Genomic DNA, 26431 nt, shown 5'->3' on the forward strand with positions numbered 1-26431 from the left:
GATCTTATTCACTGGAACTTCGATCAATTGCTGGCGATCTTAGTTATCAACAGGTAGAATTATCAACCTTTATCGATCATCTGATTAGAGTGAGAGCACCGTGTCATCTTCGCTTTGGTTGCAATGCTTGCAACAGCTTCAAGAAGAATTACCAGCAGCAGAATTCAGCATGTGGGTTCGTCCGTTACAGGCGGAGCTCAATGATAATACTCTCACTTTGTTTGCTCCGAACCGTTTTGTTCTTGATTGGGTTCGCGATAAATATATCAATAACATCAACTTATTGTTGAAAGAGTATTGTGGTAACGACGTACCAAGCTTGCGTTTTGAAGTAGGCAGTAAGCCTGTCGCCGCTGTTAAACCAGCACCTGTTCGTTCAGCCGCGGATGTAGCCGCAGAATCATCGGCTCCTGCTCAGCTAGCGCAGCGTCGTCCTGTCCATAAAACATGGGATGACGAGTCGGTTGAAACCGACATCACTTACCGCTCTAACGTTAACCCTAAACATAAGTTCAATAACTTCGTTGAAGGTAAATCGAACCAATTAGGTTTGGCTGCTGCTCGTCAGGTAGCAGATAACCCAGGAGCTGCGTATAACCCACTATTCTTATATGGCGGTACAGGTTTAGGTAAAACCCACCTTTTACACGCTGTGGGTAACGCTATTGTTGATAATAAGCCGAATGCGAAAGTGGTTTACATGCACTCCGAGCGTTTCGTTCAGGACATGGTTAAAGCACTGCAAAATAACGCGATTGAAGAATTTAAACGTTACTACCGTAGTGTTGATGCGTTATTGATCGATGACATTCAATTCTTTGCCAATAAAGAGCGCTCTCAAGAAGAGTTCTTCCATACCTTCAACGCCTTGTTGGAAGGTAATCAGCAAATCATCCTAACCTCTGACCGTTATCCAAAAGAGATTAATGGGGTAGAAGATCGCCTAAAATCTCGTTTCGGTTGGGGTCTGACGGTTGCGATTGAGCCGCCAGAGCTAGAAACTCGCGTGGCGATTTTGATGAAAAAAGCGGAAGACCATCAAATTCATCTGCCAGATGAAGTGGCGTTCTTTATTGCGAAACGTCTGCGTTCAAACGTTCGTGAGCTGGAAGGGGCACTAAACCGTGTCATCGCCAATGCGAACTTTACTGGTCGCCCAATTACTATTGATTTTGTACGTGAAGCTCTGCGTGACTTGCTGGCTCTACAAGAGAAGCTGGTAACGATTGATAACATTCAAAAGACAGTCGCTGAATACTACAAAATCAAAATGGCGGATCTACTGTCAAAACGTCGTTCACGTTCGGTAGCGCGTCCACGTCAGTTAGCGATGGCATTAGCCAAAGAGCTGACTAACCACAGCTTGCCAGAAATTGGCGATGCTTTCGGTGGCCGTGACCATACCACTGTGCTTCACGCATGTCGTAAAATTGAGCAACTGCGCGAAGAGAGTCACGACATAAAAGAAGACTACTCGAACTTGATTCGTACGCTTTCATCATAATTGCGCTATAGTTTGCGCTGATTTGCGTCGTTTCTCCGTCTATCGTTTAAGAGCACACTATGAAATTTACAATCGAACGTAGCCACTTCATTAAACCTCTACAACAAGTTTCGGGCACTCTAGGTGGCCGAGCATCACTGCCTATCTTAGGTAACTTGCTGATTAAAGTTGAAGATAATCAATTGTCGATGACGGCAACGGATTTGGAAGTAGAATTGATCAGTCGTGTCACGTTGGAAGGCGATTTTGAAGCAGGCAGCATTACCGTTCCCGCACGTAAATTTCTTGATATCTGCCGTGGCCTGCCTGATTCAGCCGTGATTACTGTGGTGTTAGAGGGCGACCGCATTCAAGTGCGCTCTGGTCGTAGCCGTTTCTCACTTGCAACCTTGCCAGCCAATGATTTCCCTAATATCGAAGATTGGCAAAGCGAAGTTGAAGTTTCACTGACTCAAGGCGAATTGCGTAGTCTGATTGAGAAAACACAGTTTTCGATGGCAAACCAAGATGTACGCTACTACCTAAACGGTATGCTATTTGAAATTGATGGTAGCACACTGCGTTCAGTGGCGACTGATGGTCACCGTATGGCGGTTTCTCAAACCGAATTGGGTGCTGACTTTGCGCATAAGCAAATTATCCTGCCACGCAAAGGTGTACTGGAACTTGTGAAGCTACTGGATGCGCCTGAGCAATCAGTGGTACTACAAATTGGTAGTTCAAACCTGCGCGCAGATGTGAACAACTTTGTCTTCACGTCTAAACTGGTTGATGGCCGTTTCCCTGATTATCGCCGCGTAATGCCGCAAAGTACCAACAAAGTTTTACTTGCTAACTGTGATGAATTACGTCAGTGTTTTTCACGTGCTGCAATTCTGTCGAATGAAAAATTCCGCGGTGTACGTGTCAATCTAGCTGATAGCGAAATGCGTATTACAGCGAATAACCCAGAGCAGGAAGAAGCGGAAGAAGTATTAGATGTAAACTTCGAAGGTGACACGATTGAGATCGGCTTCAACGTAAGCTACATCCTCGATGTGTTGAATACCCTTCGTTGTGATAACGTACGTATCTCGATGTCAGATGCTAACGCCAGTGCGCTGGTGGAAAATGCTGAAGATGACAGCGCGATGTACGTTGTTATGCCAATTCGTCTGTAACTATTTATCATTAAGAGTTAAGGATTTAACTTCGCGCTATGCCGCTTACGCGTCTGGTTATTCAGCAATTTCGTAATATTAAAGCCTGTGATATTTCATTATCATCAGGCTTTAACTTTCTTATTGGTGTCAATGGAAGTGGCAAAACCAGTGTCTTGGAAGCGATTTATCTGCTTGGGCATGGTCGCTCTTTTAAAAGTTCGCTCACTGGGAGAGTGATTCAAAATGAGTGCTCAGAACTGTTTGTTCACGGGCGTTTTTTGACTTCGGATCAATTTGAGTTACCTATTGGTATTAATAAGCAGCGTGACGGTTCAACTGAGGTTAAAATAGGCGGTCAATCAGGGCAAAAATTGGCACAGTTGGCACAAGTTTTACCTTTGCAGTTGATTCATCCGGAAGGCTTTGATTTATTAACGGATGGACCGAAACAACGCCGAGCATTCATCGATTGGGGCGTGTTTCATTCGGAACCGGCATTTTTTGATGCATGGGGAAGATTTAAGCGTTTAAGTAAACAACGTAATGCATTACTCAAAACTGCGACCAGCTACCGTGAGCTGAGCTATTGGGATCAGGAATTAGCCTTGTTGGCTGAGCATATTGACCAATGGCGCCGAACTTACGTTGAGCAAATGAAAGTGGTTGCCGAAGAATTGTGCCGCACGTTTTTACCGGAGTTCGATATTGCGGTAAAGTACTATCGCGGTTGGGATAAAGACACCCCGTACCAGCAGATACTGGAAAAAAACTTCGAACGTGATCAACAGCTTGGCTACACCTTCAGTGGTCCAAATAAAGCTGATTTGAAGATAAAAGTTAACGGTACTCCAGTGGAAGATGTTCTTTCTCGGGGGCAACTGAAATTAATGGTGTGTGCACTACGTGTCGCACAGGGCCAACACTTAACTGAGTTGACCGGGAAGCAATGCATCTACTTAATTGATGATTTTGCTTCCGAACTCGATAGCCAGCGTCGTAAGCGTCTTGCAGATTGCTTGAAAGCGACGCAGGCTCAAGTTTTTGTAAGTTCTATTACTCAAAGCCAAGTTGCCGACATGGTCGAGCCAAACAGCAAGATGTTTCATGTGGAACATGGCACAATAGAGCAAGGATAATTTAGTCAGAGAGTAACTCATGTCGAATAATTACGATTCATCGAGTATTAAGGTACTAAAGGGTCTGGACGCAGTACGTAAACGTCCAGGTATGTACATCGGGGACACTGATGATGGCACCGGTCTACACCACATGGTTTTTGAGGTGGTGGATAACTCAATAGATGAAGCGTTAGCAGGTCACTGTAAAGACATCATCGTTACTATTCACGAAGATAGCTCAGTATCGGTTAGCGATGATGGTCGTGGTATCCCAACTGAGCTTCACCCAGAAGAAAAAGTATCTGCAGCCGAAGTTATCATGACGGTACTGCACGCTGGTGGTAAGTTCGATGATAACTCTTATAAAGTATCTGGTGGTCTACACGGTGTAGGTGTGTCGGTAGTAAACGCGCTATCTGAAAAAGTGGTACTGACAATTTACCGCGGTGGTCACGTTCATACTCAAACTTATCACCACGGTGTGCCTCAAGCGCCACTCAGTGTGGTTGGTGATACTGAAAAAACCGGTACCACTGTACGTTTCTGGCCAAGTGCTGACACCTTTACCAATATCGAATTCCACTACGATATTCTTGCTAAGCGTCTACGCGAACTTTCATTCTTGAACTCTGGTGTATCAATCAAACTGATTGACGATCGTGAAGAAGATAAGAAAGACCACTTCATGTATGAAGGTGGTATTCAGGCGTTTGTAACTCACCTAAACCGTAACAAGACGCCAATTCACGAAAAAGTTTTCCACTTTAACTCAGAGCGTGAAGACGGCATTAGCGTTGAAGTTGCGATGCAATGGAACGACGGCTTCCAAGAAGGTATTTACTGCTTTACCAACAACATCCCACAGCGTGATGGTGGTACTCACTTAGCCGGTTTCCGTGCTGCGTTAACTCGTACACTAAATACTTATATGGACAAAGAAGGCTACAGCAAGAAAGCCAAAACAGCGACGTCTGGTGACGATGCTCGTGAAGGTTTAACTGCGGTGGTTTCAGTTAAAGTTCCTGATCCAAAATTCTCAAGCCAAACCAAAGACAAATTGGTTTCATCTGAAGTGAAAGCCGCCGTTGAATCGGCAATGGGTGAGAAACTGAATGAGTTCCTTGCTGAGCATCCTTCTGAAGCGAAAATGGTGTGTAGCAAAATCATTGATGCTGCACGCGCACGTGAAGCGGCACGTAAAGCTCGTGAAATGACACGTCGTAAAGGCGCATTAGACCTTGCCGGTCTTCCTGGCAAACTTGCTGACTGTCAGGAAAAAGACCCTGCACTGTCTGAACTATACATAGTGGAAGGGGACTCTGCTGGCGGATCAGCCAAGCAGGGACGTAACCGTAAGAACCAAGCGATTTTGCCTCTAAAAGGTAAGATTCTAAACGTTGAAAAAGCACGTTTTGACAAAATGCTTTCTTCTCAGGAAGTAGCAACACTGATCACTGCACTAGGTTGTGGTATCGGTCGCGATGAATACAACCCAGACAAACTGCGTTACCACAACATCATCATCATGACCGATGCTGACGTCGACGGTTCGCACATTCGTACGCTACTGTTGACCTTTTTCTACCGTCAAATGCCTGAGCTTATTGAGCGTGGCTATATCTATATTGCTCAGCCACCACTTTACAAAGTGAAGAAAGGTAAGCAAGAGCAGTACATCAAAGATGAAGACGCAATGGAACAATACCAAGTTTCTCTAGCTTTGGATGGTGCTGAACTGCATGTGAACGCCGATGCTCCTGCTTTAGCGGGTGCTCCTCTTGAGCAACTTGTACACCAGTATAATGCAGCGGTTAAACTGGTTGGTCGTATGAGCCGTCGTTACCCATACGCTATGGTTCAAGAGTTCATGTATGTTCCTCGTCTAACGGCTGAACAATGCAAAGACCAAGCGGCAGTGGATGCATGGACTAAAGTGTTGGTTGAACAACTAAATGCGAAAGAGTCTGGTGCTAGCCAATACAGCTACCAAGTAGAACACAACGCTGAGCAAAACTTCTATGCACCGAAACTGGTGGTTCGTACTCATGGTGTAACCTACGAATACCTAATCAGTGTGGATCTGCTGAACTCAAGAGAGTACGGCAAACTAGCCGATACGTCAGAAGCTCTACATGGCTTGATTGAAAACGGCGCATTCATCAAACGTGGTGAACGTACACAGCCAGTAGACAGCTTTGCTTCAGCACTTGATTGGCTGATCAAAGAGTCTCGTCGTGGTCTGTCTCTACAACGATACAAAGGTCTTGGTGAGATGAACCCAGATCAGCTTTGGGAAACCACTATGGACCCAGAAACTCGTCGTATGATGCAAGTTACTATCGAAGATGCTGTGGGTGCTGATGAGCTGTTTACCACATTGATGGGTGACCAAGTTGAACCACGCCGTGCGTTCATCGAGAACAACGCTCTGAAAGTGGCTAACCTAGACGTGTAATTCACGCACGAGTTAGTTGAAATAACAAAAAGGCGCACTTTAGAGTGCGCCTTTTTAATGTCTGCGATTTTGATATTTCACACCTTAGCTACTGGGTATTACGTAGTTCACGACGCAGTACTTTTCCAACCGCAGATTTTGGCAATTGCTGATGGAAAGTGATGCGCTTTGGCACTTTATAGTTAGTCAGGTGTTGGCGGCAGAAGTGGATAATATCCCCTTCGTCTAATGGTTCTAGGGTTGCGATATGCGCATGCACTATTTCACCCGCTTTTTCATCATGGTCGCCAACTACGGCTGCTTCAGTAATGTGCTGGTGGCTACACAAAATATCTTCCACTTCATTTGGATACACATTGAAGCCAGAGACGATAATCATGTCTTTTAAACGGTCGACAATTTGGATATGTCCATCATCTTTAATTAAGCCCACATCACCAGTCTTGAAGAAACCATTAATAATCGAGTTCGCGGTTTCATCAGGGCGCTGCCAGTATTCCAACATTACTTGTGGTCCTTTCACCACCAGCTCACCAATTTGACCCTGCGCTAGCGGTTGGTTGTTAATATCCCAAACCTGTACTTCTGTGGCGTGAAGGGGCGTGCCTACGCATCCTACTTGTTCTTTGTTGAACTCATTTAAGGTAATTACCGGTGACGTTTCTGATAAGCCCCAACCTTCGGTAATGGTACAGCCGGTGATCTCAAACCATGTGTTGTAGGCTTTACTGGTCAGCATAGAGCCTCCAGAGAAGGTGATTTTGAGCTGACTGAAATCCAATGACGGGAACTCTGGATGCTGGCAAAGTCCCATAAACAGTGTGTTGATGCCTGAAAAGCCAGAGAAACGTACGTCTTTGAGCGTTTGAACAAAGCCATCAATATCCCTAGGGTTTGGGATCAGGATATTTTGCACACCTAAACTAAACAGGCTGATCAGGTTCACTGTAAAGGCGTAAATGTGATAAAGCGGTAAAGGGCAGACAAAGTTTTCGCCCTCTGACTCAGTTTTTTGGCTGATACGAATATTCATTTGCGAAGCGTTCGCCATTAAATTGCGGTGAGTTAAACAGGCTCCCTTTGAGATGCCTGTGGTACCGCCTGTGTATTGGATAACAGCAATATCGTTAATCTGCGCGTCATTTTTGGACACTGGAGGCAGATGCGAGCCTTCATTGATCACAGAGTTGAAATCAAAATAGTCGCCGCGATCTTGTTGTTTACCAGTAAGTAGATCGGGTGCGGCGGTGATCAGAACTTTCTCTATGCACAGTTCATCTTTAATTGCCTGATATTTAGGCATTAAATCTTCCAGAATAACCAGAACTCGAGCACCTGAATCATTGAACTGATGCTTCATCTCTCTTGAGGTGTAGAGCGGATTAGTATTGACAATAACCAGACCTGCGCGAAAAGCGGCGTAGGTAACAATCGGATATTGAGTCAGGTTGGGAAGTTGAATGGCGATGCGATCACCAGCTTTCAATCCACATTGATGTTGAAACCACTGAGCAAGATAACGAGATTTCTGCTCTATTTCAGCAAAACTCAGGGATTGACCCAAGCTGTGAAAAGCGGGTTTTTCGCTAAAGCAGGAAAATCCATCTTCCAGTAATTGTGCGACGTTATTGAATTTATTTTGATAATAGCAGGCGTCGTTGATCATGTTCTATCCGTTCCTTTATTGCGTGACGGCTACTGAGTAGGTGTATGTGTGTTATGGAAAGTAGCGTCATCTAGGCTGGTTAAATATGTAGGGATGGGACAATCAATTGTCCTTATTGTTTTAACATTGCATTAACATTGTCGAGTCTAACCTACCGAATTTATTTGGCTATAGTCCTGAACGGTATATTGTGCGGATTGGTGTTAATTTGTGATAGGCCTCCAAGACTCTTGATATTTTTATCACTTTTTATGCAGTCAGATGCGATATGGCATTTTTCTACAACACAAAAATTTTTTATCACGGGCTTGAAAGAGAGAAAGTTGACCTTATATCTATTTACGAAGCAGGAAATGCCGCAGCTGGTGGGTTTCCACTGACTCGTCCTAAAGGAGAGTTCGCTTCATTAATGATTGTTTTTAAATATTGCTTCACAGAAGGATACTTATTATGAGAACTGTAGATTTTACTCCTCTATACCGTAACGCAATTGGTTTTGATCGTCTTCTAAACATGATGGAAGCGAACGCAGCGAAAAATAGCCAAGGCGGTTTTCCTCCATACAATATCGAGCAGCAAGAAGAGAACAAGTTCCGCATTACGATGGCGGTGGCTGGATTTGCTGACGAAGAGCTAGACATCACTCAACAAGAAAACACCCTAATCGTACGCGGTGAACGTAAAGCAGCAGAAGAAAAAAAATACGTTTATCAAGGTATTGCTGAGCGTGATTTCGAGCGTAAGTTCCAATTAGCGGACTACGTAAAAGTGATTGGTGCCAATATGGAGAATGGTTTGCTACATATCGATTTGGAACGTGAGATTCCAGAAGTGATGCAACCAAGAAAGATAGCCATTAACGGCAAGCACTTACTAGAGAATTAATATGAAAGAGCCCGCGAAAGCGGGCTTTTTTGTGTCTGTTTTATGCTTCCTGATACGCCTTCTTCACTTCTTCAGCAATAATCGCAATGCCTTTTTGCATCGCTTCATCATCTTGAACATAGTTCATGCGTAGGCACTGATGAGCATGAGCCCAATCTTCCTTCTGACCAATAAAGAAATATTCACCCGGAATAACCAGAACGCCACGTTCTTTTAATCGTTTATAAAGTTCCATCGTGTTGATTGGCAATTCGTCAAACCATAACCATAGGAAAATTGCGCCTTCTGGCTTGTGGATACGGAAGCGTTCATCATCAATAGCTTGTTGTAGAAGTTCTACTGCACGCTGAGATTTTTGTTTATAGAAAGGCTTAATCACCTCTTCACTCAAACGCAGTAAGTCGTTCTTTTCAATGATGCGGTGAGCGAGAGCCGGGCCAACGCTGCCTGGTGCCAAACTAATGATGCCGTTCATATTGCTTAGAGCTTCCGTTACCTGCTCATTAGCAATCACTATGCCGCAGCGTACACCTGGTAATCCCAGCTTGGATAAGCTCATGCAAAGAATGGTGTTTTCATTCCAGAATGGTTCTACATCTTCAAAGATGATGTTAGGGAATGGCACGCCATAAGCGTTATCCACTAATAGTGGAATATTATTCTCACGTGCTAATTGGTCGAGCTTGTGGATTTCTTCTTCTGTTAACACATTACCTGTAGGGTTGGTTGGGCGGGATGCACAGATAGCCGCAACCGAATCGTCTATTTTTAGTTTCTCAAAATCTACATGGTATTTGAATAGACCATTATCCAGCAGTTCTATTTCAGGACGGTAAGAGACAAAAATATCTTCATCGATGCCCGCGTCACCATAACCAATGTATTCCGGTGCGAGAGGCAATAAAATCTTCTTAAAGCTGCCGTCTGGTTGTTTACCTGCGAACAGATTGAAAAGGTAGAAGAAGCCACTTTGACTGCCGTTGGTTAAGCTAATGTTCTTTTCGCTGATATCCCAGCCGTAGGTATCACGGAATAGTTTCGCCAGAGCTTTAATGAAAACATCTTTACCTTGAGGACCATCGTAGTTAGTCATCCCCGCCAGTAACGAGCCATCCGCCAGCATCTCTTCGGTTGTCAGTCGGAAATAATCGAGCATTTCTGGAATGGCGGCAGGGTTACCTCCACCAAGCATGATGGCACCTGGTGTACGTAGACCATCATTAAGATCATCCATTAATTGGGTGATTCCGGAATATCGATTAAATTTCTCGCCAAAAGTGGAAAACTTCATTACTGACTACCTAGTGGTTGTTTTTAGGGCGTTCACCCTTGATAAATAGATTCAAAGTGCAAATGAATTACACTTAAAAATATAGGCCGATAGAATCTCTGCCGTTTTGAATAGCCAATGAACATACCGCAATGTTTTTGTGAGGCAAAGCACTATTTTGTGCTAAATAAAAAAAGCGGCTCAACTCCGATGAGTTAGCCGCTCTTTGCTGTTTTAGCTAGTTAAAACTGAAACGCTGTACCCTTTCTACTTGAAGCTGCAGCGCTTTATGTTTTGGTATGGGGTCTACGTTCGTTCACCCCAATCACATAGTTTATCTATGTTCATGGGGATTCACTCACTTGCCGCCTACCTGCAACTCCAAGTAGTTTGAGTACATATCACTTTTGTAGTAGTGAAATATCCGCAATTTGCAGGAACAAGTTACGTAGGTTATTAAGCAGAGTTAATCGGTTTTTCTTCAACGCTTCGTCATCTGCCATTACCATTACGTTATCAAAGAACGCATCCACTGGCTCACGCAGCGCAGCGAGTTGGCTCAATGCTTGTTGGTAGTTACCCGTTGCAAATGCAGGCTCTAACGCTTCTGTTAGTACTTCAACGTTTTCAGCCAGAGCTTTTTCTGCATCTTCTTGTAGAAGAGACAGGTCGATTTCTGCAGGCAGTTCACCTTCGAATTTCGCCAGAATGTTACCCACGCGTTTGTTTGCTGCTGCAAGAGATTCTGCTGCATCCAACTCACGGAAGTGAGAAACCGCTTTAACACGTTGGTCAAAGTCTGCTGGTTTGGTTGGGCGACGAGCCAGTACTGCTTGGATGATGTCTACGCTGAAACCTTCATCTTGGTACCATGCACGGAAACGACCGAGCATAAATTCAATTACGTCTTGCTCAACGCTTTCGTTAGTTAGGCGGCTACTACCATCAACTTGGGCAAACAGTGATTTCGCTTTCGCAACTAAGTCTACTAAATCTAGGTTGTAACCGTATTCGACGATGATACGCAGAACACCCAGTGATGCGCGGCGTAGTGCAAATGGGTCACTGCCTTTTGGTGCTTGGCCAATACCGAAGATACCTACGATAGTGTCCAACTTATCAGCCATAGCAACCGCTGCTGACACACCGTTGGTTGGCAAGTTGTCGCCAGCAAAACGAGGCATGTATTGCTCGTTAAGGGCTACTGCAACTTCTTCAGCTTCACCATCATGACGTGCGTAGTGCATACCCATAACACCTTGAGTATCGGTAAACTCGAATACCATTGATGTCATTAGGTCACATTTTGCTAGCAGGCCTGCACGTTTTGACTTCTCAACATCCGCACCAATTTGCTCAGCAATGTAGCCTGCAAGTTCAGTAATACGGTCTGTTTTGTCTTTGATTGTGCCCAATTGCTGTTGGAAAATCGCCGTTTCAAGTTGAGGAAGACGATCAACCAGTTTGCTCTTACGGTCAGTGTTGAAGAAGAATTCAGCATCAGCCAGACGAGGGCGAACGACTTTCTCGTTACCTTCGATAACATGACGAGGCTCTTTAGACTCGATGTTTGATACGAAGATAAAGTTAGGTAGCAGTTTCTTGTCTGCGTCATACACTGGGAAGTACTTTTGGTCGCCTTTCATGGTGTAAACCAAAGCTTCTGAAGGTACTTTGAGGAATTTTTCTTCAAACTTAGCTGTTAACACGACAGGCCATTCAACCAGTGAAGTCACTTCTTCTACTAGGTCATCTTCTAGATCTGCAACGCCGCCAACTTGTTGTGCTGCTTTTTGTGCATCAGCAATGATGGTTACTTTACGAGCATCGTAGTCAGCGATGACTTTGCCGCGCTCTTCTAGAATCGCTGGGTATTGAGATGCTGAATCGATAGTGAATTCTGCTTCACCCATGAAACGGTGACCACGGATAGTACGAGAAGAACTTACACCAAGGATTTCACCTTCAATAAGTTCATCACCGAACAGAATGGTTAGCGTTTTAACTGGACGGATAAATTGAGTCTCTTTATCACCCCAGCGCATTGGTTTCGCGATAGGCAAGTTAGCTAATGCTTTTGCTGCAAGTTCAACAACAACAGCTTTTGCTTGTTGGCCTTTCACTTCTTGTTTGTAAAGCAGCCATTCGCCTTGGTCTGTCTTTAGACGATCTGCTTGTTCAACAGTGATGCCGTTACCACGGGCCCAGCCTTCAGCAGCTTTGGTTGGTTTACCGTCTGCATCAAAAGCGACTGCAACCGCAGGACCACGTTTTTCAACCACTTTGTCAGCCTGACCTTCAGCAAGGTTGGTGACTTTAAGTGCTAAACGACGTGGCGTTGCAAACCATTTGATACCTTCATGAGCAAGGTCAGCGGCTTTCAATTCCGCTTCAAAGTTTGCAGCAAATGCTTCCGCTAATGTGCGAAGTTGCTTTGGTGGTAACTCTTCAGTACCGAGTTCAATTAGAAATTCTTTTGCCATCTTATTTGTCCTCACCCTTTTTACACATAGGGAAGCCTAATGCTTCACGAGATGCGTAGTACGCTTCTGCAACCGATTTAGTTAGGTTACGGATGCGTAGGATGTAACGCTGACGCTCTGTTACTGAGATTGCTTTACGTGCATCCAAAAGATTGAATGCGTGAGCCGCTTTTAGAATGCGCTCATAAGCTGGCAGCGGAAGAGGTTTTTCTAGCTCAAGCAGGTGTTTACACTCTTTTTCGCACTGGTCGAAGAAAGTGAATAGGAAATCCACATCTGCATGTTCGAAGTTGTAAGTTGATTGCTCAACTTCGTTTTGGTGGTAGATGTCGCCATAGGTCACTTTGCCTAGTGGGCCATCTGTCCATACCAAGTCATAAACAGAATCAACGCCCTGAATGTACATAGCCAGACGCTCGATACCGTAAGTGATCTCGCCTGTAACAGGTTTACACTCTAGACCACCCACTTGTTGGAAGTAAGTAAACTGAGTCACTTCCATACCGTTTAGCCACACTTCCCAACCAAGACCCCATGCACCTAGCGTTGGGTTTTCCCAGTTATCTTCCACGAAACGGATATCGTGTACTTGTGGGTCAACACCAAGCACTTTCAGAGAACCTAAGTACAGTTCCTGAATGTTGTCTGGTGACGGTTTAATGATGACCTGGAACTGGTAGTAGTGTTGAAGACGGTTAGGGTTTTCACCGTAACGACCATCAGTTGGACGGCGTGAAGGTTGAACATACGCTGTAGCGATTGGCTCAGGGCCAAGCGCTCGTAAGCATGTCATTGGGTGAGATGTACCTGCGCCCACTTCCATGTCTAATGGCTGAACAATGGTACAGCCTTGTTGGGCCCAATAATCCTGCAGCGCGAGGATCATACCCTGAAAGGTTTTGATATCGTATTTTTGCATAGTCAGGTTCGCGCGATTCTTCTGTCTGAATTGATAAAAAATAACAATCAAGTATACCCAGTTATTCCCTGACAAAGTAGTGCCAATATTGCCTATTTATTGACTGAAACTTTCTTTTAGGAGAGTTTTTATCGTTTATTGGTCTTTATTCTTTAATAACAGAAAAGCTTAAATGGTAGCGTATGGTGAATTTAGGGTTGAGATTAATAACGATGCTGTATAGAATTCCGCCTGTCTTTGGGGAGTAGCTTATCAATAACTCAGGCAAGTGTTATTGATTCGTTCGTCAACATAATTGGTGCAAAATCACCATGGCGTCCGAGACTCGAAGCCTTTCGAGTTTAGCAAGACCTTAGACAAACACCGCGAACTTGGGTAGGGCGTGGGGTTTGTCTTTGGTTTATATAATAATCCCTACCCTAATGAGTAGGTCGTGAGCGTTTTAGCTATTTCAATTACAACAGTCGCCTTAGCCGAAATCGGTGACAAAACCCAATTATTATCTCTTCTGTTAGCCAGCCGTTACCGTAAACCGGTTCCTATTATCGCTGCTATTTTTCTTGCAACTGTGGTTAACCATGCTCTTGCTGCGTGGTTAGGTGTTGTTGTTGCCGATTATTTATCTCCAGATGTCCTTAAATGGGTCGTTGTGGTCAGTTTCTTAGCGATGGCTGGCTGGGTGTTAATTCCAGACAAATTGGATGATGATGAAGAAATCTCGAATCGTGGTCCTTTCGTCGCAAGTTTTATTGCGTTCTTTGTCGCAGAAATCGGCGATAAAACTCAGATCGCAACGTCGATACTTGGCGCTCAATTCGCTGACGCATTAACGTGGGTTGTTCTAGGGACGACGATTGGTATGCTGGTGGCGAATGTACCTGTTGTATTGATTGGCAAATTGTCGGCAGACAAACTTCCTTTAGGCATTATTCGAAAAGTGACAGCTCTGTTGTTCCTGGCATTAGCTGCTGGTACAGCTTTCTTATAATTCGCTTTTGTCAGTCTGTCATTTTTGGTTGCAATTATCGTTTACATAACAATCAATAATGCGCAGGCTGACATATTTGTGTCACGCTTGTCATGCTAGTGTAATAGGCGAATCTTTTTGATGAGAGGGCTCGTTTATGTTGTCACGATACATGGGGATGAGCGTTAAAAGTCAGAGCTATTTATTTACATTCGGCTTTGCTTTAACTTTGCTGGGAATGTCGTTAACTGAAATGTGGCTACCTATGGTTGCAGGGGCTATCATCATGGCTGCTTTAGCAGTTGAATCTTGGATTCGCGTTTCTCACATCATTCCATTACATAACGAAATACGAGCGTTGCAAAAGCAAGTTAACAATCTGCAAGCTGAGCTACGTTCAGTAGAAAATCAAGACTAAGCAAAAGGCTGACACGACATCACTTTGTTAACTATTACGTTGTTAACCTAAGTGTGTCGTTACAGCCTTTATTGCTTTCCATTTCCGCTTAATTAATCCAAACCTTTTTTGATGAGGTACTGGTAAGGCAATTGGTCTGTTTGTGATGACAGCAATTGATGATCCATAAAGCGACAGAAACTCGGAATATCTCGAGTCGTTGAGGGATCATCCGCTTTAACTAACAGTACTTCACCATCCTGCATCGTTCGAATTGTCTTTCTGACCATCATCACAGGTTCAGGGCAGCGTAATCCTTCTGCTTCCAATATTTTATCGGCATTGATGTTGTCGGAAATTTCTGGGTTGAAAGTCATAGTAAACCTAACGGATGTCACATTTAGGGCGTAGATAATACTGTTGGAGAAAAATTATTCAATATTCACTTGTTAAATGAAACAATTTGGTTTAATTTAATTAACAAGTTGGTAACAAGTGGCGGGGTTGTATGTTAACAGCGTTAGATAGACTGACCATCTATTCGGTTCTGTGTTTTATCTCTTTTTGCTCACTAGTTATTAAAACGCCAGTTGAACAATCTCTCATGCCTTTGGTTGGCGTGATTGCTTCAATCGCTGGTATCTGGCTTGAGATGCACCTCTGGCAAGGTTCATCCGAAGAGCAGAAACATTAATTGTCATACTATGCTCTACAATATTCCGACACTATCCCCAGTTTTCTTGGGCTTCCCCGCTGAAAGGCGGGATTTTTTTTATTTATTGGTTACACTCTGACTTATTGTTTTAAATCCTGAGTATTATTGTGGAATTAGAAGACGTTTATCGCCGAGATTTGAATCTGCTGATTGCATTACGAGTTCTTGTTGAAGAGTGCAGTGTCAGCCGAGCAGCAGAAAGATTAAATCTAAGCCAATCTGCGATGAGTCGTGTACTAGGGCGCTTACGAGATTTATTGTCTGATCCTCTGTTCACACGTCAGGGACAACACCTTATTCCAACTGAAAAAGCGTTAGCGATAAATTTGGCTCTAGGTGAACCTTTAGAATCGCTTCGGCAGGTACTTTCTCCCACAGATTTTAATCCCATTTCTTGTGACCACACCTTTACCATCGCCACAACCGATTATGCAATGCAGACTATTCTGCCTTTCGCTTTACCTCGAATATATAAAGAGGCGCCAAACGTTGCTTTCGAATTCCTGCCGCTTCAGCATGAACGCCTGATTGACCAACTGACTTATGAAGGCGCTGATCTCGCTATCTGTCGACCGATTAGAGCTATTGAGCCGCTGCAACATGAGATTTTGGGTAGAGTCGGTGTGCTGTGCTTGCTATCAAAACAGCACCCATTGGCAGAGAAAACGATGAGTCTGCAAGATTATTTGCGGTTTCCCCATGCAATGATAGCTATCAGCGATGGTGTAAAAGCACTTATTGAACAAGCCTTAATATCTTACCCACCAAGAAAAATGGTGTTACGTGCTTATCATTTAGAGGCTGCGTTGGCGATCATCGATATGATGCCTTTGATTATGACTGTTCCGGCAGATCTCGCTTACTTAGTTGCAGAACGACATGATCTCGTTGTGAAACCATTGCCGTTTCACTTTACGCCTTTCGATTATTCAATGATTTGGCATCCGCGTTGCGAACACTCTCCAGTACAGGAGTGGTTGAGAAGTATTGTGAAAGAAGAGTGCGGAAAACTAATAGCGAAGCGGGTAGAAGATATGGGGCTTGAATAGATAAGGCTCTTAGAGCCTTATCTACTGACAAGTTACAGCTTAATAACGACACGACCAGTCACTTGACCGTTTGTTATGTCTTCTGCGTATTTCGGAGCTTGTGCCAAATCGATCTCTGTACACGCTTGTTCGAAGTAGCTGGCAGGTAAAAGTTCTGCAAGCTTCTTCCATGCAGCAACACGTTTTTCTAGCGGGCAGCTCACTGAGTCAACGCCTTGCAGACGAACGTTACGCAGTATAAATGGCATGACTGTCGTTGGAAGGTCAAAACCACCAGCTAACCCACAAGCAGCAACCGCGCTGTTGTAGTCCATCTGTGCTAACACTTTCGCTAATACTTTGCTGCCGACAGTGTCGACTGCACCTGCCCAAACTTGTTTTTCTAATGGACGTGCAGGTTCTTCAAACTCACTGCGATCAATAATCTGACTCGCACCTAATTTTTCAAGCAATGGCCCATTTTGTTCAACACGGCCAGTTACGGCTGCTACTTTGTAGCCTAACTGAGCCAGTAGTGTTACCGCCACTGAACCCACACCACCGCTAGCACCGGTAACAAGAATAGTACCGTCTTCAGGTTTAATGTCCGCATCTAACAATGCTTGTACACATAACATTGCAGTAAAACCTGCAGTACCAACCATCATGGCTTGTTTGGCCGAGAAGCCTTGAGGAAGAGGAACTAACCAATCCGCTTTTAGGCGCGCTTTTTGTGCCATTCCGCCCCAGTGATTTTCTCCAACGCCCCAGCCAGTTAGAACAACGGCATCACCTTCTTTATAGCGAGTATCTTCAGAGCTGATAACTTTACCTGCTAGGTCAATGCCAGGCACCATAGGAAAGTTACGGATGATTTTGCCTTTACCAGTAATGGCTAGGCCATCTTTGTAATTCAATGAGGAGTAGTCAACAGCAACAACCACTTCACCTTCAGGAAGCTGAGATTCGTCAATTTGTTCAATCGATGCGATGGTGCGTTTGTCTTCTTGGTTAAGAGTTAAAGCTTGAAACATAAAGTTCCTCCACGAGTGATTTGTCTTGATTGACTACAGTCTAGCCTTGATAGCTTGATGAATTAAATGAAACTTTAGCATTAGATCTATGCATAACACGCATAGTAAATGTGGGTATATAGTTTTTAAGCCTGAGTATAGACGACGTCGATTTATTCTTTTGTGGCTATATAGAAGCGAATATAAAACGAATAGTCCTTCTTTATTTTTAATATTTAAATTTTTTGTTTTTCGTTATTTATTTTTAAATATGAAAATATATATAAATTAGTAGGAGTTTTTCTTTTCTAATTGTAGGTGCTTTCTTGTGTCTCTGTGGGTTTATTCTTGTCAGTTTTTTCGCTTTTTCTAACGTGAATTAACTCGGTTTTTAGCCGATTTAATACATTGATATAAATATAATATGAATTTAAGTTTTTGATTTTTATTGTTTTGTGTTGGTTTTTATGTCGTAATTAAGCAAGTTTTATCTGTTTGATAGATTTCTCTTATTGATTTAATCGGTTTAAATAATGTGATCATATTTCAAACTATTAATATAATAATTTTGAAATAATAAAAAAGCATATAACCTAATTCGTAACTGAGAAATATTAACATCTAAATAATAGGTTTGGATGTAAGAGAATATTACAAAACTTCTGCTTTGAAAGGAGCATCCCTTATGAATAACAAATATCACAATTCAACAGGAAAATGCCCGGTGATGCATGGTGGCATGACATCAACGGGTTCAACGGTAATGGACTGGTGGCCAAATGCACTAAACTTGGACATCCTTCATCAACACGATAAGAAAACTAACCCGCTTGGTGAAGATTTCAGTTACCGCGAAGCACTAAAAAAGCTTGATGTAGAAGCTTTGAAAAAAGATTTAACAGCATTAATGACAGACAGCCAAGAATGGTGGCCAGCAGACTGGGGTCACTACGGCGGTTTGATGATTCGTATGGCTTGGCACTCAGCTGGTAGCTACCGTACTGCAGATGGTCGTGGTGGTGCTTCTACCGGTAACCAACGCTTTGCTCCTCTAAACTCATGGCCTGATAACGCGAACCTAGATAAAGCGCGTCGTCTACTATGGCCAATCAAGAAAAAATACGGCAACAAAATCAGCTGGGCTGACTTGATGATTCTTGCAGGTAACATTGCTTATGAATCAATGGGTCTAAAAACTTTTGGTTTTGCGTTCGGCCGTGAAGATATTTGGCATCCAGAAAAAGACATTTACTGGGGTTCTGAAAAAGAGTGGCTAGCGAAGAGTGGTGGCGAAGGTAGCCGTTACTCAGGTGAACGTGACCTAGAAAATCCTCTAGCAGCAGTAATGATGGGTTTGATTTATGTAAACCCAGAAGGTGTGGATGGCAATCCTGACCCACTTAAAACTGCGGCTGACATGCGTGTAACATTTGCTCGCATGGCAATGAACGACGAAGAAACGGTAGCGCTAACGGCTGGTGGTCATACTGTGGGTAAAGCTCACGGTAACGGCAAAGCTGAAAACTTGGGTCCAGATCCAGAAGCGGCTGACATTGAAGAACAAGGTCTTGGCTGGAACAACCATAAGTCTCGCGGTATCGGTCGCGATACAGTGACAAGTGGTATCGAAGGCGCTTGGACAACTCATCCAACACAGTGGGATAACGGCTTCTTCAAGATGCTGCTAGAGCACGAGTGGAAACTGACTAAGAGCCCTGCAGGTGCATGGCAGTATGAGCCAGTAGACATCGCTGAACAAGACAAGCCAGTAGACGTTGAAGATCCATCAATCCGTTATAACCCAATGATGACGGATGCGGACATGGCACTGAAAGTGGACCCAGACTACCGTAAGATTTCTGAGCGCTTCCACCAAGATCCAGCGTACTTTAACCAAGTGTTTGCTCGTGCTTGGTTCAAACTGACGCACCGTGATTTAGGTCCTAAAGCAAACTATGTTGGTCCAGATGTACCTGCAGAAGATTTGATTTGGCAAGATCCTATTCCAGAAGGCGTGACTGGTTACGATATTGAAGCAGTGAAAGATAAGATCGCAGCTACTGGTTTAACCGTATCAGAGTTGGTTGCTACAGCTTGGGATAGTGCACGTACTTTCCGTAATTCAGACCTACGTGGTGGTGCAAACGGTGCTCGTATTCGCCTTGCTCCTCAAAACGCATGGGAAGGTAACGAACCAGAGCGTTTAGCTCGAGTTCTTGCTGAGCTGACTAAGGTTGCACAAGAATTTGGTATCAGCATCGCAGATACGATTGTTCTTGCAGGTAACGTTGGTATCGAGAAAGCGGTAAAAGCTGCAGGTTACGACTTTAAAGTACCATTTGCAGCTGGTCGTGGTGATGCAACAGCAGAACAAACTGATGCAGAATCATTTGATGTACTTGAGCCTGTAGCAGACGGTTTCCGTAACTGGCAGAAGAAACACTACACAGTGACACCTGAAGAGATGTTGCTCGACCGTGCTCAACTGCTTGGTTTGACTGCGCCAGAGATGACAGTGCTTATCGGTGGTATGCGTGTTCTAGGTACTAACCATGGTGGCAGCAAACACGGCGTGTTTACTGACCGCGTTGGTACTTTGACTAACGATTTCTTCGTTAACCTAACCGACATGGCATTTACTTGGAAACCAACAGGTCGCAACTCTTACGATATCTGTGACCGTAAGACTGGCGAAGCTAAGTTCACTGCAACTCGCGCTGACCTAGTGTTTGGTTCAAACTCAATCTTGCGCTCATACGCGGAAGTGTATGCTCAAGATGACAACCAAGAGAAGTTCGTAAAAGACTTCATCGCAGCTTGGACTAAAGTGATGAACGCTGACCGTTTTGACCTTATCAAATAAGGTTTGAAGCGCTAAGCTCAGTGAAAGCTCCTGCCATCGGCGGGAGCTTTTCTTTTGCGTCAAAACTAAAACGAGGCACAAAAGAAAAGCCATCAATATTCGATGGCTTTCGTCTTTCATCTTTCGTATAGAGAGGCTTATTTTGCCAAGAAGAAACGATACGACGGGTTGTCGGTTTCATCTTTACAGCGATAGCCCAGTTCAACCAGATGAGCAGAGAAACGTTCTAAGTCTGATTGTTCAAGTTCAAAGCCACACAGTACGCGACCATAGTCAGCACCGTGGTTACGGTAGTTGAACAGACTGATGTTCCAGTGAGTACCCAAAGTGCTTAGGAATTTGAGCAGTGCTCCTGGATATTCTGGGAATTCAAAGCTGTATAAACGCTCTTTCAATGGTTTAGACGGCTTACCACCAATCATATAACGGGTATGCAGTTTCGCCATTTCATCGTCGGAGAGATCCTGAACCGGATAGCCTGAAGCGCGTAGCTCTTTGATGATTGAATTTAGCTCTTCCTGACCACCAGCCAAACGAATACCGACAAAGATATTCGCCAGTTCGTCATCGCTATAACGGTAGTTAAACTCAGTTACAGCACGATTGCCGATGATTTGACAGAACTTAAAGAACGCCCCTTTTTGTTCTGGAATCGTTACAGCGAGTAAACCTTCACGCTTTTCACCCAATTCACAACGTTCTGAAACATAACGCAAACCGTGGAAGTTGGTGTTAGCGCCTGATAGCACTGTTGCCAGTTTCTTATCTTTTAGTTGGTTTTTCTCAGCGAATTTTTTCAATCCAGCCAGAGCTAAAGCTCCTGAAGGCTCAGCAATCGCGCGAGTATCTTCAAAGATATCTTTTACTGCAGCACAGATTTCATCACTCGATACCGTGATATGACCGTCTAGATATTGCTGACATAGGCGGAAGGTTTCATCACCGATGCGTTTTACTGCCACGCCGTCAGCAAACATGCTGACTTGGTCAAGCACCACAGGTTCACCTGCATCTAGCGCCGCTTTTAAACACGCTGAATCTTCAGGTTCTACTGCAATAACTTTGATTTCTGGCATCAGCTGTTTAATCAGTACTGCGACACCTGCCGCTAAACCGCCGCCGCCAACAGGCACAAAAATATACTCGAGATGGCCGTTTTGTTGCAGCATCTCCATACCAATAGTGCCTTGACCAGCAATCACTAGCGGGTGGTCAAAAGGGGGAACAAAGGTATAGCCTTTCTCTGCTGACAGACGCTCTGCTTCGGCTTTTGCCTCGTCAAAGTTGCTGCCGTGCAGAATGACGTTACCCCCAAAGCCGCGAACCGCTTCAACTTTGATATCCGGCGTGGTTCGAGGCATCACGATAGTGGTTTTGATACCAAGCTTAGTGCCAGACAACGCCATACCTTGCGCGTGGTTGCCCGCAGAAGCTGCGATAACACCTGCTGCTTTCTGCTCTTCAGTTAGGTTTGCCACCATGTTATAGGCGCCGCGCAGCTTAAATGAGTGCACGGGTTGGCGGTCTTCACGCTTGATTTGCACTTGGTTACCGATACGTGCAGACAGGCGAGGCATTTCTTGAAGTGGCGTAACATTCGCCACTTCATAGACAGGAGCTCGAAGGATTTGGCGCAGATAATCTGCGCCAGTTTGTCGGGTTAAGGTCATAAATCTAGCCCTCTAGCTTAGATTTATCTCGCACTGCACCTTTGTCAGCACTGGTAGCCATACTGGCGTAAGCTTTCAGTGCAAGAGATACGGTGCGTTGACGATCAACAGGTTTCCAGCCAAGTTTTTCTTGTTCCGCGTGGCGCTCAGCGAGCTCTTGCTCTGAGACTTGTAGCACAATAGTGCGGTTTGGAATGTCAATAGAGATAGTGTCTCCAGCCTTCACCAACCCAATCGTGCCACCGTTTGCTGCTTCAGGAGAGACGTGACCGATCGATAGGCCAGAAGTACCACCAGAGAAACGACCGTCAGTTAATAGTGCACACTCTTTACCTAGACCCATAGATTTTAGGTAAGTGGTTGGGTAAAGCATCTCTTGCATGCCCGGACCACCTTTAGGACCTTCGTAACGAATAACTACCACATCACCAGATTTCACTTTGCCACCAAGAATGCCTTCAACGGCATCTTCTTGGCTTTCAAATACCACCGCTGGGCCTTCAAACTTGAGGATGCTTTCATCTACGCCTGCTGTTTTAACAATACATCCATCGAGGGCGATGTTACCGCGAAGTACCGCCAGACCACCGTCTTGGCTGAATGCGTGTTGTTTCTCGCGGATACAACCGTCTTTACGGTCAATGTCTAATGTGTCCCAACGGCAATTTTGCGAGAAAGCTTGAGTGGTACGGATACCTGCTGGACCTGCACGGAAGAAGTCTTTTACTGCGTCAGAGCTGGTTTGCATCACATCGTATTGGCTAAGTTGTTCTTCCATAGTTAAACCAAGAACGGTATTGGTTTTTCCATGAAGTAGGCCTGCACGGTTCAGCTCGCCCAAAATACCCATTACACCACCAGCACGGTGAACATCTTCCATGTGGTATTTCTGAGTGGACGGTGCAACTTTACATAGATGAGGGATCATGCGAGACATGCGGTCGATATCAGTCATATCGAAATCCACTTCGCCTTCCTGAGCCGCTGCAAGTAAGTGAAGAACGGTGTTGGTTGAACCACCCATTGCAATATCTAATGCCATTGCGTTTTCGAACGCTTCTTTCGTTGCGATATTACGTGGTAGTGCACTTGCGTCATCTTTTTCGTAGTAACGTTTGGTGAGTTCTACGATACGACGACCTGCATTGATGAACAGCTCTTTACGGTCAGCATGTGTTGCCAGCATAGAACCGTTACCCGGTTGAGATAAACCCAAAGCTTCAGTCAAACAGTTCATTGAGTTTGCGGTAAACATACCTGAACAAGAACCACAGGTTGGACATGCAGAACGCTCTACTTGCTCGCTTTGCGCGTCAGAAACTTTAGGGTCAGCGCCTTGCATCATCGCATCAACAAGGTCTAGTTTGATGATTTGGTCAGAAAGCTTAGTTTTACCTGCTTCCATCGGGCCACCAGAAACAAAGATCACCGGAATATTGAGGCGCATAGACGCCATTAACATCCCCGGAGTGATTTTGTCACAGTTAGAGATACAGACCATTGCGTCTGCACAGTGTGCGTTCACCATGTACTCTACTGAGTCTGCAATTAGCTCACGCGATGGCAGTGAGTAAAGCATACCGCCGTGACCCATTGCGATACCATCGTCAACGGCGATGGTGTTGAATTCTTTTGCGATGCCACCTGCCGCTTCGATTTCCGCAGCAACCAGTTGACCTAAGTCTTTAAGGTGAACGTGACCCGGAACGAACTGAGTGAATGAGTTTACGACCGCGATGATTGGCTTACCGAAATCTTCTTCTTTAACGCCAGTTGCACGCCATAGTGCGCGTGCTCCTGCCATGTTGCGTCCATGTGTAGTCGTGGCCGAACGATATTTAGGCATGTTGTGTTTCCTTACCTTATTGCTTTTGCCCTAAAGGGCTTTAAGCACAAATTTTTTGTTGTAAATTGTTGTTTGGCAACTCGTCATTTTTGATGTTAGTTACATCAACAGTACGAATGTCCCATAATTTTTCTATCTGGTTGATTAGGGTAGAAATAGGTCTGTCGCTGTCGACAATGATCTCTACGCTTGCAACCTTGCTTTCGTGGTTTTGAGTTGCCGCTACTTGCTTAATGATGAAGCCGCGGTGGCGAATCACACGCAGAACACGCTCAAGTAGTACTGGTTTATCGTCTGCTTTGATGTCGAGTAGATATCTTTGCATGGTGAGCCTCTCTTAAGTGTTCTCTAACATGTCATTGTTGGATGCGCCCGGCGGTACCAACGGCCATACGTTTTCTTCTTCATCGATCAGTACATGAAGTAGATAAGCAGTTTTGCTCTCAAGCATTTCTTTTAGTGCCGGCTCAACTTCTTCTTTCTTAGTGATGGTTTTGCCTGGAATATCGAACGCTTTTGCTAGCATCACGAAATCTGGGTTGTCATCAAGGATTGTTTCACTATGGCGACCATCAAAGAACAGTGATTGCCACTGGCGAACCATACCTAGGCGTTGGTTGTTCAACAATACCATCTTCACTGGAATTTTACGGCGTTTCAGTGTGCCTAGCTCTTGAACGTTCATCATGAATGAACCGTCACCAGAAACCAGAATCGATTGGTCTTCTGGACGTGCTACCGCTGCACCCATCGCTGCTGGTAAACCAAAACCCATAGTGCCTAGGCCCGCAGACGAGATGAAGTTTTGCGGCATACGCGGTTGAATATGTTGTGCTGCCCACATTTGATGCTGACCAACGTCAGTTGAGACCATCGAGCTGTCTGGCATCATGTCAGACAGTTGTTTCAACAATAGTGGAGCGTAGATGAGATCGCCCGGATGGTCATAACGCCATTTAAAACCACTGCGTAGGCTTTCGCTGTGATGTACCCAAGATGAAATATCATGACTCAATTCTAACTGAGGCAAAATGGTATTGATGTCACCACGCAGTGCCGCATTGGCTTTGCGTAGTTTGTTGAACTCGGCTGCATCGATATCGATATGGATGACTTTCGCATGAGGAGCGAAGGTGTCCAGTTTGCCCGTCACTCGGTCATCAAAACGAGCACCGACAACGATCAATAAATCACTTTCCTGAACGACTAGGTTAGCGGCTTTGGTACCGTGCATACCCAACATCCCAAGGTAGTGTGGGTCGTGGCGCTCGATAGTTCCCAAACCTTTTAGTGTACTCACCGAAGGCATTGGGTTTAAACGTAAGAAGTTGCGAACGCAGTCTGTTGCATGAGCTAGTTGCACACCGCCGCCAACATACAACACAGGGCGCTTGCTTTCCGCCATCAACTGCTGCGCTTTGACTAACTGCTGTGGGTCAACTTGAGGAATCGCTGGTGGCGTAAAGCTTGGTAGTGATGTCACAGGTGCTTGACCAAGTTGCACGTCTTTAGCGATATCAACGATAACCGGACCTGGGCGACCAGTTTTAGCAACTTCAAACGCTTCAGCAAGCGTTGGAGCAAGTTCATTAATATCGGTAACGAGGTAGCTATGCTTGGTACAAGAAAGAGACATTCCTATCACATCCATTTCTTGGAAAGCGTCAGTACCAATGTGAGAGCTGGCGACCTGACCGGTGATAGCAACGAGTGGAACGGAATCTAGAAAGGCATCGGCAAGGCCGGTTACAAGGTTTGTGGCTCCAGGGCCTGATGTTGCCATACATACTGCTACGTCTTGAGTGGCTCTGGCCATGCCTATGGCAGCCATTGCAGCACCTTGTTCGTGGCGACACAGTATGTGTTCTACTCCGCCATCATACAAAGCATCATAGATAGGCATAATTGCGCCACCCGGATAACCAAAAATGGTCTTGATACCTTGCTGTTTTAAAGCGGCTACGACTAGTTGCGCTCCCGTCATCGTACGCCTCCGTTAGTGCGATTTGAATCGCTGTGATTAATTGTGTTGTGTTTGCACGTCATGTGCGCTCCCATTCTTCCTGACATATCCGACTAGGTATTAATCAGTATGTGCTTTTTATTTATCCCCTTCCTACTTGAAGCTGCAGTGGTGTTGTCTGCATTCGTTCACCCCAATCACGCATGGTAATCTGTGGTCATGGGGATTCACTCACTTGTCGCCTACCTGCAACTTCAAGTAGTTTGGGTATAGTCTTATTGTTTTTGTTTCAGCATAAAGGCTGTAAAAAAGCCCCCGGACTTTTCAGTGCGGGGGCTTTTTGAATCTTGGCAATTATTTTACGCCTGCAAGTCCCCGCGCGGTCTTAATAATGACCACGATAATCAGGGTAATCAGTGAGTTAATGCGGGCGTTCAAATTCATCAATATGCTCTAAAAAATCGTTTTAATAGTATGCGCAATTGTTTGCGTCTCTAGTGGTAACACACATCTCCGTTACATGACAA

The 26431-nt window shown here is 44.7% G+C and carries 21 protein-coding genes and 1 riboswitch; of the genes, 11 read left to right on the forward strand and 10 right to left on the reverse strand.

All coding sequences use genetic code 11. The features are described 5' to 3' along the window. Positions 1–100: 100 nt before the first annotated feature. The 4 genes from dnaA to gyrB are packed head-to-tail and all read left to right on the forward strand — an operon-like array spanning position 101 to position 6219. Complete coding sequence (gene dnaA, locus G5S32_RS00005; protein ID WP_165309912.1) at positions 101–1504, forward strand: chromosomal replication initiator protein DnaA; 1404 nt, start codon at positions 101–103, stop codon at positions 1502–1504. A 59-nt stretch (positions 1505–1563) separates the two neighbouring features. Then, the gene (dnaN, locus tag G5S32_RS00010) at positions 1564–2664 is read left to right on the forward strand and encodes a DNA polymerase III subunit beta (protein WP_165309913.1); all 1101 of its coding nucleotides are present in this window, start codon (positions 1564–1566) and stop codon (positions 2662–2664) included. A gap of 38 nt (positions 2665–2702) precedes the next feature. Beyond that, positions 2703–3782 carry a DNA replication/repair protein RecF gene (gene recF, locus G5S32_RS00015; protein WP_165309914.1) on the forward strand — a complete coding sequence of 360 codons (1080 nt, stop codon included), beginning with the start codon at positions 2703–2705 and terminating at the stop codon, positions 3780–3782. Between the two features lie 19 nt (positions 3783–3801). After that, on the forward strand, positions 3802–6219 hold the full coding sequence (gene gyrB / locus G5S32_RS00020) for a DNA topoisomerase (ATP-hydrolyzing) subunit B (RefSeq protein ID WP_165309915.1): 2418 nt from the start codon (positions 3802–3804) through the stop codon (positions 6217–6219). Between the two features lie 88 nt (positions 6220–6307). Here gyrB and G5S32_RS00025 read toward each other — a convergent pair whose 3' ends face one another. Continuing rightward, positions 6308–7885, reverse strand: coding sequence for an AMP-binding protein (locus G5S32_RS00025; RefSeq protein ID WP_165309916.1), 1578 nt, complete (start codon positions 7883–7885; stop codon positions 6308–6310). A gap of 268 nt (positions 7886–8153) precedes the next feature. Here G5S32_RS00025 and G5S32_RS00030 point away from each other — a divergent pair, with 268 nt between their 5' ends. Beyond that, positions 8154–8339 (forward strand): hypothetical protein, encoded by a 186-nt coding sequence (locus G5S32_RS00030; RefSeq protein ID WP_165309917.1) that lies wholly within the window; start codon positions 8154–8156, stop codon positions 8337–8339. Beyond that, positions 8336–8770 (forward strand): Hsp20 family protein, encoded by a 435-nt coding sequence (locus G5S32_RS00035; RefSeq protein WP_165309918.1) that lies wholly within the window; start codon positions 8336–8338, stop codon positions 8768–8770. The genes G5S32_RS00030 and G5S32_RS00035 overlap by 4 nt, the downstream gene beginning before the upstream one ends. 40 nt (positions 8771–8810) lie before the next feature. On the opposite strand, the gene G5S32_RS00040 is transcribed toward G5S32_RS00035, so the two are convergent. From G5S32_RS00040 to glyQ, 3 genes are all read right to left on the reverse strand, one after another. Next, positions 8811–10061, reverse strand: coding sequence for a valine--pyruvate transaminase (locus tag G5S32_RS00040; protein WP_165309919.1), 1251 nt, complete (start codon positions 10059–10061; stop codon positions 8811–8813). Between the two features lie 380 nt (positions 10062–10441). Next, positions 10442–12523 carry a glycine--tRNA ligase subunit beta gene (gene glyS, locus G5S32_RS00045; RefSeq protein WP_165309920.1) on the reverse strand — a complete coding sequence of 694 codons (2082 nt, stop codon included), beginning with the start codon at positions 12521–12523 and terminating at the stop codon, positions 10442–10444. Between the two features lies 1 nt (position 12524). Then, positions 12525–13442, reverse strand: a complete 918-nt coding sequence (gene glyQ / locus G5S32_RS00050) for a glycine--tRNA ligase subunit alpha (RefSeq protein WP_102942836.1) — start codon at positions 13440–13442, stop codon at positions 12525–12527. Between the two features lie 227 nt (positions 13443–13669). Beyond that, a riboswitch (yybP-ykoY riboswitch) is annotated at positions 13670–13785 on the forward strand. 90 nt (positions 13786–13875) lie between these two features. Between glyQ and G5S32_RS00055 the strand changes: the two genes are divergently transcribed. After that, positions 13876–14430, forward strand: a complete 555-nt coding sequence (locus tag G5S32_RS00055; protein ID WP_165309921.1) for a TMEM165/GDT1 family protein — start codon at positions 13876–13878, stop codon at positions 14428–14430. Between the two features lie 136 nt (positions 14431–14566). Further along, complete coding sequence (locus G5S32_RS00060) at positions 14567–14827, forward strand: hypothetical protein (protein ID WP_165309922.1); 261 nt, start codon at positions 14567–14569, stop codon at positions 14825–14827. Positions 14828–14919: 92 nt separating this feature from the next. On the opposite strand, the gene tusA is transcribed toward G5S32_RS00060, so the two are convergent. Then, positions 14920–15183 carry a sulfurtransferase TusA gene (gene tusA, locus G5S32_RS00065; RefSeq protein WP_165309923.1) on the reverse strand — a complete coding sequence of 88 codons (264 nt, stop codon included), beginning with the start codon at positions 15181–15183 and terminating at the stop codon, positions 14920–14922. 131 nt (positions 15184–15314) lie between these two features. Between tusA and G5S32_RS00070 the strand changes: the two genes are divergently transcribed. Further along, positions 15315–15500, forward strand: a complete 186-nt coding sequence (locus G5S32_RS00070) for a hypothetical protein (RefSeq protein WP_165309924.1) — start codon at positions 15315–15317, stop codon at positions 15498–15500. Positions 15501–15628: 128 nt separating this feature from the next. Further along, a complete protein-coding gene (locus tag G5S32_RS00075; protein WP_165309925.1) occupies positions 15629–16570 on the forward strand; it encodes a LysR family transcriptional regulator in 942 nt (313 codons plus the stop codon). Between the two features lie 32 nt (positions 16571–16602). Here G5S32_RS00075 and acuI read toward each other — a convergent pair whose 3' ends face one another. Next, positions 16603–17583, reverse strand: a complete 981-nt coding sequence (gene acuI / locus G5S32_RS00080) for an acrylyl-CoA reductase (NADPH) (protein WP_165309926.1) — start codon at positions 17581–17583, stop codon at positions 16603–16605. Between the two features lie 664 nt (positions 17584–18247). Between acuI and katG the strand changes: the two genes are divergently transcribed. Next, on the forward strand, positions 18248–20425 hold the full coding sequence (gene katG, locus G5S32_RS00085) for a catalase/peroxidase HPI (protein ID WP_165309927.1): 2178 nt from the start codon (positions 18248–18250) through the stop codon (positions 20423–20425). Positions 20426–20562: 137 nt separating this feature from the next. Here katG and ilvA read toward each other — a convergent pair whose 3' ends face one another. The 4 genes from ilvA to ilvG are packed head-to-tail and all read right to left on the reverse strand — an operon-like array spanning position 20563 to position 25925. Then, a complete protein-coding gene (ilvA, locus tag G5S32_RS00090) occupies positions 20563–22095 on the reverse strand; it encodes a threonine ammonia-lyase, biosynthetic (RefSeq protein WP_165309928.1) in 1533 nt (510 codons plus the stop codon). A gap of 4 nt (positions 22096–22099) precedes the next feature. Continuing rightward, positions 22100–23941, reverse strand: coding sequence for a dihydroxy-acid dehydratase (ilvD, locus tag G5S32_RS00095; RefSeq protein ID WP_165309929.1), 1842 nt, complete (start codon positions 23939–23941; stop codon positions 22100–22102). 40 nt (positions 23942–23981) lie between these two features. Further along, positions 23982–24266 (reverse strand): acetolactate synthase 2 small subunit, encoded by a 285-nt coding sequence (ilvM, locus tag G5S32_RS00100; RefSeq protein ID WP_165309930.1) that lies wholly within the window; start codon positions 24264–24266, stop codon positions 23982–23984. 12 nt (positions 24267–24278) lie between these two features. Next, a complete protein-coding gene (gene ilvG / locus G5S32_RS00105) occupies positions 24279–25925 on the reverse strand; it encodes an acetolactate synthase 2 catalytic subunit (protein ID WP_165309931.1) in 1647 nt (548 codons plus the stop codon). Positions 25926–26431: the final 506 nt, after the last annotated feature.

The organism is Vibrio ziniensis (genome assembly GCF_011064285.1).
GTDB lineage: Bacteria > Pseudomonadota > Gammaproteobacteria > Enterobacterales > Vibrionaceae > Vibrio > Vibrio ziniensis.

Excerpts from the sequence above, each read along its gene's own strand:
- dnaN (WP_165309913.1), top strand. The coding sequence starts at position 1,564 with ATGAAATTTACAATCGAACGTAGCCACTTCATTAAACCTCTACAACAA.
- recF (WP_165309914.1), top strand. The coding sequence starts at position 2,703 with ATGCCGCTTACGCGTCTGGTTATTCAGCAATTTCGTAATATTAAAGCC.
- gyrB (WP_165309915.1), top strand. The coding sequence starts at position 3,802 with ATGTCGAATAATTACGATTCATCGAGTATTAAGGTACTAAAGGGTCTG.
- G5S32_RS00025 (WP_165309916.1), bottom strand. The coding sequence starts at position 7,885 with ATGATCAACGACGCCTGCTATTATCAAAATAAATTCAATAACGTCGCA.
- G5S32_RS00030 (WP_165309917.1), top strand. The coding sequence starts at position 8,154 with ATGGCATTTTTCTACAACACAAAAATTTTTTATCACGGGCTTGAAAGA.
- G5S32_RS00035 (WP_165309918.1), top strand. The coding sequence starts at position 8,336 with ATGAGAACTGTAGATTTTACTCCTCTATACCGTAACGCAATTGGTTTT.
- G5S32_RS00040 (WP_165309919.1), bottom strand. The coding sequence starts at position 10,061 with ATGAAGTTTTCCACTTTTGGCGAGAAATTTAATCGATATTCCGGAATC.
- glyS (WP_165309920.1), bottom strand. The coding sequence starts at position 12,523 with ATGGCAAAAGAATTTCTAATTGAACTCGGTACTGAAGAGTTACCACCA.
- glyQ (WP_102942836.1), bottom strand. The coding sequence starts at position 13,442 with ATGCAAAAATACGATATCAAAACCTTTCAGGGTATGATCCTCGCGCTG.
- G5S32_RS00060 (WP_165309922.1), top strand. The coding sequence starts at position 14,567 with ATGTTGTCACGATACATGGGGATGAGCGTTAAAAGTCAGAGCTATTTA.
- tusA (WP_165309923.1), bottom strand. The coding sequence starts at position 15,183 with ATGACTTTCAACCCAGAAATTTCCGACAACATCAATGCCGATAAAATA.
- G5S32_RS00070 (WP_165309924.1), top strand. The coding sequence starts at position 15,315 with ATGTTAACAGCGTTAGATAGACTGACCATCTATTCGGTTCTGTGTTTT.
- acuI (WP_165309926.1), bottom strand. The coding sequence starts at position 17,583 with ATGTTTCAAGCTTTAACTCTTAACCAAGAAGACAAACGCACCATCGCA.
- katG (WP_165309927.1), top strand. The coding sequence starts at position 18,248 with ATGAATAACAAATATCACAATTCAACAGGAAAATGCCCGGTGATGCAT.
- ilvA (WP_165309928.1), bottom strand. The coding sequence starts at position 22,095 with ATGACCTTAACCCGACAAACTGGCGCAGATTATCTGCGCCAAATCCTT.
- ilvD (WP_165309929.1), bottom strand. The coding sequence starts at position 23,941 with ATGCCTAAATATCGTTCGGCCACGACTACACATGGACGCAACATGGCA.
- ilvM (WP_165309930.1), bottom strand. The coding sequence starts at position 24,266 with ATGCAAAGATATCTACTCGACATCAAAGCAGACGATAAACCAGTACTA.
- ilvG (WP_165309931.1), bottom strand. The coding sequence starts at position 25,925 with ATGACGGGAGCGCAACTAGTCGTAGCCGCTTTAAAACAGCAAGGTATC.